Below are 5,159 nucleotides of genomic sequence, written 5' to 3'. Positions count from 1 at the left end.
TAGGTGCCGATCAGGATGCGCCGCTTTACTTCGGCGCCGAACCCCTGGGCGCGGGTGTTTTCATAGGTCTCGGTCAGGTTGCCACCCTCGACCCGCAGGCCGTAGCGCATGCCGTCGTAGCGGGCGAGGTTCGAAGAGGCCTCGGCTGGGGCAATGATGTAGTAGGCCGGCAACGCGTACTTGGTGTGCGGTAGTGACACCTCGACGATCTCGCAGCCGGCGTCCTTCAACCAGGCGATCCCCTGCTCCCACAGGGCGTCAATCTCGGGCGGCATGCCGTCGACGCGGTACTCCTTCGGGATACCGATCCGCAAACCCTTGACCGATTTTCCACAAAAGCTTGCAAAATCCGGGACTTCGGCATCGATGCTCGTTGAATCTTTCGGATCGTGACCGGCCATGGAGGTCAGCAGGATCGCAGTGTCCTCGACCGAACGCGCCATCGGCCCGGCCTGGTCCAGCGACGAGGCGAAGGCGACGATCCCCCAGCGCGAGCAGCGCCCGTAGGTGGGCTTGATGCCCACCGTGCCGGTGAACGAGGCCGGCTGGCGGATCGAGCCGCCGGTGTCGGTGGCCGTGGCCCCCAGGCACAGCTCGGCGGCCACGGCGGCGGCGGACCCGCCCGACGAGCCGCCGGGGGTCAGCTGGGCGCCGCCGCCGCGGGCGCGCCACGGATTGACCACCGGGCCCCAGGCCGAGGTCTCGTTGGACGAGCCCATGGCGAACTCGTCCATGTTCAGCTTGCCCAGCATCACCGCCCCGTCGCGCCACAGGTTGGCGGTGACGGTGGACTCATAGGTGGGCACGAAGTTGCCGAGGATCTTCGAGCCGGCGGTGGCGCGCACGCCCTCGGTGCAGAACAGGTCCTTGATGCCCAGGGGCGCGCCGTCCAGGCGTCCAGCCTCGCCCCGGGCCCGGCGCGCGTCGGAGGCCTTGGCCATGGCCATCGCCTTCTCCGGGGTCTCCAGCACGAAGGCGTTGAGCGCCCGGGCGGCTTCCACCGCCTGCACATGGGCCTGGGTCAGCTCGGCCGAGGAGAAGGCCTTGGCGGCCAGCCCGTCGAGGGCGGACTTCAGGGTGAGCGAGGTGAGGTCAGCCATCTACTCGACCACCTTGGGGACCACGAAGAAGCCGCCGACGGTGCGCGGCGCATTGGAGAGCACCTTGGCCGGATCGCCGCCCTCGGTGACCACGTCGTCGCGCATGGGCGCGGGCGTATGCACGGCTGAGGTCATCGGCTCGACCCCGTCGGTGTCCACCTCGGCGAGCTGTTCGATCCAGGCCATGATGCCGGTCAGCTCCCTGGCCAGCGGCTCCAGCTTCTCCTCCGGCTCCGCGATCCTCGCCAGCCTGGCGACCTTGCGCACGGTCGCCGCGTCGATGGCCATCGGCCCCTCCTTGAACTCAAGGGCGTGGGTTAGCCGCGCCCGGCGCCTTTTTGCAAGCCATCGCTGCCCATGCGACAGGGGGCGATGGCCGTCGTCGACCTTCTGCAGCTGCCCGCCCTCGCCCCGCCCGGCTCGCCGCTGGTGGGCCTGGACCTGGGCGAGAAGACCATCGGCGTGGCGGTCTCCGACACCACCCGCACGGTGGCCAGCCCCCTGGCGCTGATCCGCAAGGTGAAGTTCACCGGGGACGCCGCCGCCCTGTTCAAGCTGATGCAGAGCCGCGGGGCGAGCGGGATCGTCATCGGCCTGCCGGTGAACATGGACGGGACCGAGGGCGTGCGCTGCCAATCCAACCGCGCCTTCGCCCGCAACCTGCTGCGCCTGCGCGACCTGCCGATCGCCTTCTGGGACGAGCGGATGTCCACCATGGCTGTCAACCGCATGCTGATCGGCGAAGCCGACGTCAGCCGGGCGCGGCGGGCCGACCTGGTCGACAAGCTGGCCGCCGCCTGGATCCTGCAGGGCGCCCTGGAGCGCCTGCGAGGGGCCTAGGTCGCGCACTCACAAAGCTCCGCGGTGCGGGCGCGGCAGCCCACGTGCGGACATTGATCATCGGGTTATTCCGACTGCATTTCTTGAGCCTTCCAACCGAAGTTCCAGCCAGTTCCTCGTAGTCCGCGCCTCTTCGGCCAGCCAATGCCGGAAACGCCGAACCTGGGGCCGTGCCAGGGCGTCAGGGCGAAACCGAGCCTGGAAGGCATGTTCAGTCCAGCAACCGGTCGACAGGGGGAAGGGTAGCGACAGCGTCCCGTCGTCCAGTCCTTCACCGATCAGGGCGAGCCCGCAGAGGGTCAGGCCCGCGTCCGCCCGGACCGCCTCCAGAACCGGAGCGATCCTCTGGAAGCGCATGCCGCGTTCCGGCGATGTGCGGTGGAAGCCCTGGACGCGAACCCAGTCGGCCCAGCCGGGCGCGGCAGAATCATCCTTGTAGAAGTCGAGGTGCAGCAGGGGGAACCCCTCAAGCCTGTCTCGCTCGACCGTTCCTGCGATCCGGCGAACGTTCTCTGGCGAACCGATGGGAATGATGAAATCCTCGAACAGGAGGTCCCGGTTCGGCTCGTCCGCAGCCTGGCCAAAGCTGATCTCGCAATCGACCGACCCAAGCCGCAACGGGGCCTCGCCTTCGCCGTTGATGCAGAACAGGATGTTCGGATGCTGGGCGCGAAAGCGATGCAGCCGCGGCTTCAACCACAGCTCGGCGACGTCAGTCAGCGCCGCCAGATGGATTTCATGGCCGCGCTGGAGATTAAGCGCCTCGGCCACCGCCTCCAGTTCGCGAAACGCCGTTCGGAGGCGATCCACGGTCGGGCCGACGGCTGGAGTGGGTGACAGTCCGGAACGGCCGCGCGTGAGCAGATCCACGCCCAGATAGTCTTCCAGCACCTTGATGCGCTGTCCAACGGCCGCAGGGGTAATGGAAAGCCTGTCCGCCGCTGCCGCCAGGGAGCCGTATCTCAGGGCGGCGTCAAGCGCCTGAAGTGAACGCAGATGCGTGGGGGCGACCATGCTCCCGATACTAAAGGTAGGCTTTATCATCGACAAGAAAGTTTAGCTTCCTTAGCCACCCTGTTCACCTGATGTTGCACCCCAGGAACAAGGAGCATCCGATGAGTAAGCTGAAACGGTATCTGATCGAACGCGACATCCCCGGCATTGGCGGCATGTCTCTGGTCGAACTGTGCGGGGCGGCGCGGGCGTCCAATAACGCGATCGAGCAACTCGCCGGCGCGGTCCAATGGCAGCACAGCTATGTCGCCGGCGATCAAGCCTTCTGCATCTACGTGGCCGACAGCGAGGAGACCCTTCGCAAACACGCGGAGCTGAGCGGTATCCCGGTGACCCGCATCACCGAAGTACCCCTGATCATCGACCCCCTCACCGCCAACAACTGATCCGCGCCGCTCGTCCGAATCCAGGAGAGTCGTCATGCGAGGCCTGACCTCAGCCCTCTACAGTGTGTTCGCCTACATCGTCTTCTTCGCGAGCTTCCTCTATGCGATCGGTTTTGTTCAGAATGCCGTCGTTCCGAAAACCATCGACAGCGGGGCGGCCGGTCCGCTGCTGCCCTCGCTTCTGATCAACATGGCCCTGCTTGGTGTTTTCGCGGTCCAGCACTCGCTCATGGCGCGACCTGCGTTCAAGCGGGTCTGGACCCGCGTCGTCCCACCCCAGAGCGAGCGCAGCACCTATGTCCTGTTCGCAAGCCTGGCCCTCTTGCTTCTGTACTGGCAGTGGCAGCCGCTTCCGCAGACCGTGTGGTCGATTGAGGATTCCTTTCTCTCCTTGGGAATTCTAGGCGTCGCCTGGTTCGGCTGGGGCATGGTGCTCGTCAGCACCTTCCTGATCAGCCACTTTCACCTGTTCGGCCTCTCGCAAGGTTTTGCCAGGATTCTCCGCCGAACGGGCCACGGCGACACCGTGTTCACGACGCCGTTTCTGTACCGCTGGCTGCGGCATCCCATCTATGCGGGTTTCATCATTGCCTTCTGGGCAACCCCTCACATGAGCCTGGGGCACCTTGTCTTCGCGACGGGTACGACAGGCTACATCCTGATCGGCATCTGGTTCGAGGAGCGTGATCTGGTCGCCCAGTTCGGTGATCGATATCGGCAGTACCGCCAGACGGTGGGGATGCTGTTTCCGAAACGCGCCGGCCCGATCCGCGACAAGCGTCCCGCATGACGCGGCGGCCGGCGCGCGCTCAGACGGCCTCAAGCGCGGACTCGATCCTCGAAGCCGACTATGTCGTGGTCGGCGCTGGCGCAGTGGGACTGGCTTTCGTCGATGTCCTGCTGGACGAGACGAAAGCCGATATCCTGCTGATCGACCGACGCGCTGAACCGGGCGGCCACTGGCGCGACGCCTATCCCTTCGTCAGGCTGCACAATGTCTCGGCGCTTTATGGGGTGAACTCCATGCCGCTCGGCTCCGGCGCGCTGGACACGACGGGGCTCGACGCCGGCTGCATGGAGCGCGCAGGCCTGGCCGAGATCCTTGACTATTACGACACGGTGTTTCGGGAGAAGCTGCTGGCGAGCGGGCGGGTCAGGTGGCTTCCACAGCACGACTACAGGCGTGAAGGTGTAGCTATATCCCTGGTCGACGGTAAGGCTTTGAAAATCCGGGCACGCCGCCGGGTCGTCGATGCAACCTTTACCGACGCGCGGCTTCCCAAGACCCATGGCCCTGGCTTTCCCGTGGCCCAGGGCGTGCGGTGCATCAGTCCTGACGCGCTGGAGGTCAAGGCCGTAAGCGCCTCCGGCTATACCGTGATCGGGGCCGGAAAGACGGCGATGGACGTGGTGTTGCACCTCCTTTCGCAAGGTGTCGACCGGCACGATATCGCGTGGGTCCGGCCGCGTGAGCCCTGGCTTCTGAACCGCAGGCGGCTGCAACCGGCCGAACCCTTCTTCGAGGATACCGTCGGAGGGTTTGCCGACGAGATGGAGGCCGCGAGCCAGGCCGGTTCCATCGACGATTTCTTCCTTAGGCTGGAAGCGGCCGGGGTCGTCCTGCGCCTGGACCGCGCTGTCGTCCCGACGATGTTCCGTTGCGCGATTGCCGGTGAGCGCGAGGTCGAGGTTCTGCGTACGGTGCGCGACGTCGTACGGCTGGGTCATGTCATGGCCCTGGAGCCCGATCGGATGGTGCTCGAACACGGCGTCCGCCGGTTCGGCCGTGATCGCGTTCATGTGCATTGCACCGCGGACG

7 protein-coding genes are annotated in these 5,159 nt (G+C 66.0%); 4 read left to right on the top strand and 3 right to left on the bottom strand.

Going from position 1 to position 5,159, the window contains the following annotated elements:
• The coding region (locus ACLL81_RS13880) for an amidase (protein WP_411288948.1) at nucleotides 1–1,100 on the bottom strand (1,100 nt) is incomplete at its 3' end.
• Nucleotides 1,101–1,388 (bottom strand): Asp-tRNA(Asn)/Glu-tRNA(Gln) amidotransferase subunit GatC, encoded by a 288-nt coding sequence (gene gatC / locus ACLL81_RS13875; RefSeq protein WP_411288947.1) that lies wholly within the window; start codon nucleotides 1,386–1,388, stop codon nucleotides 1,101–1,103.
• Between the two features lie 84 nt (nucleotides 1,389–1,472).
• Here gatC and ruvX point away from each other — a divergent pair, with 84 nt between their 5' ends.
• Nucleotides 1,473–1,940 (top strand): Holliday junction resolvase RuvX, encoded by a 468-nt coding sequence (gene ruvX / locus ACLL81_RS13870; protein WP_411288946.1) that lies wholly within the window; start codon nucleotides 1,473–1,475, stop codon nucleotides 1,938–1,940.
• A 57-nt stretch (nucleotides 1,941–1,997) separates the two neighbouring features.
• On the opposite strand, the gene ACLL81_RS13865 is transcribed toward ruvX, so the two are convergent.
• On the bottom strand, nucleotides 1,998–2,954 hold the full coding sequence (locus ACLL81_RS13865; RefSeq protein ID WP_411288945.1) for a LysR family transcriptional regulator: 957 nt from the start codon (nucleotides 2,952–2,954) through the stop codon (nucleotides 1,998–2,000).
• Nucleotides 2,955–3,055: 101 nt separating this feature from the next.
• Between ACLL81_RS13865 and ACLL81_RS13860 the strand changes: the two genes are divergently transcribed.
• From ACLL81_RS13860 to ACLL81_RS13850, 3 genes are all read left to right on the top strand, one after another.
• Nucleotides 3,056–3,340, top strand: a complete 285-nt coding sequence (locus ACLL81_RS13860; RefSeq protein WP_411288944.1) for a DUF4242 domain-containing protein — start codon at nucleotides 3,056–3,058, stop codon at nucleotides 3,338–3,340.
• A gap of 34 nt (nucleotides 3,341–3,374) precedes the next feature.
• Nucleotides 3,375–4,130, top strand: a complete 756-nt coding sequence (mddA, locus tag ACLL81_RS13855) for a methanethiol S-methyltransferase (RefSeq protein ID WP_411288943.1) — start codon at nucleotides 3,375–3,377, stop codon at nucleotides 4,128–4,130.
• On the top strand, nucleotides 4,127–5,159 hold a 1,033-nt coding region (locus ACLL81_RS13850), incomplete at its 3' end, for an NAD(P)-binding protein (RefSeq protein ID WP_411288942.1). The genes mddA and ACLL81_RS13850, both read left to right, overlap by 4 nt.

It is taken from the genome of Phenylobacterium sp. (genome assembly GCF_046590535.1).
Classification (GTDB): Bacteria; Pseudomonadota; Alphaproteobacteria; order Caulobacterales; family Caulobacteraceae; genus Phenylobacterium.
Note: the sequence above shows the minus strand (reverse complement) of the source record. Positions and strands in the feature narration are given on the sequence as shown.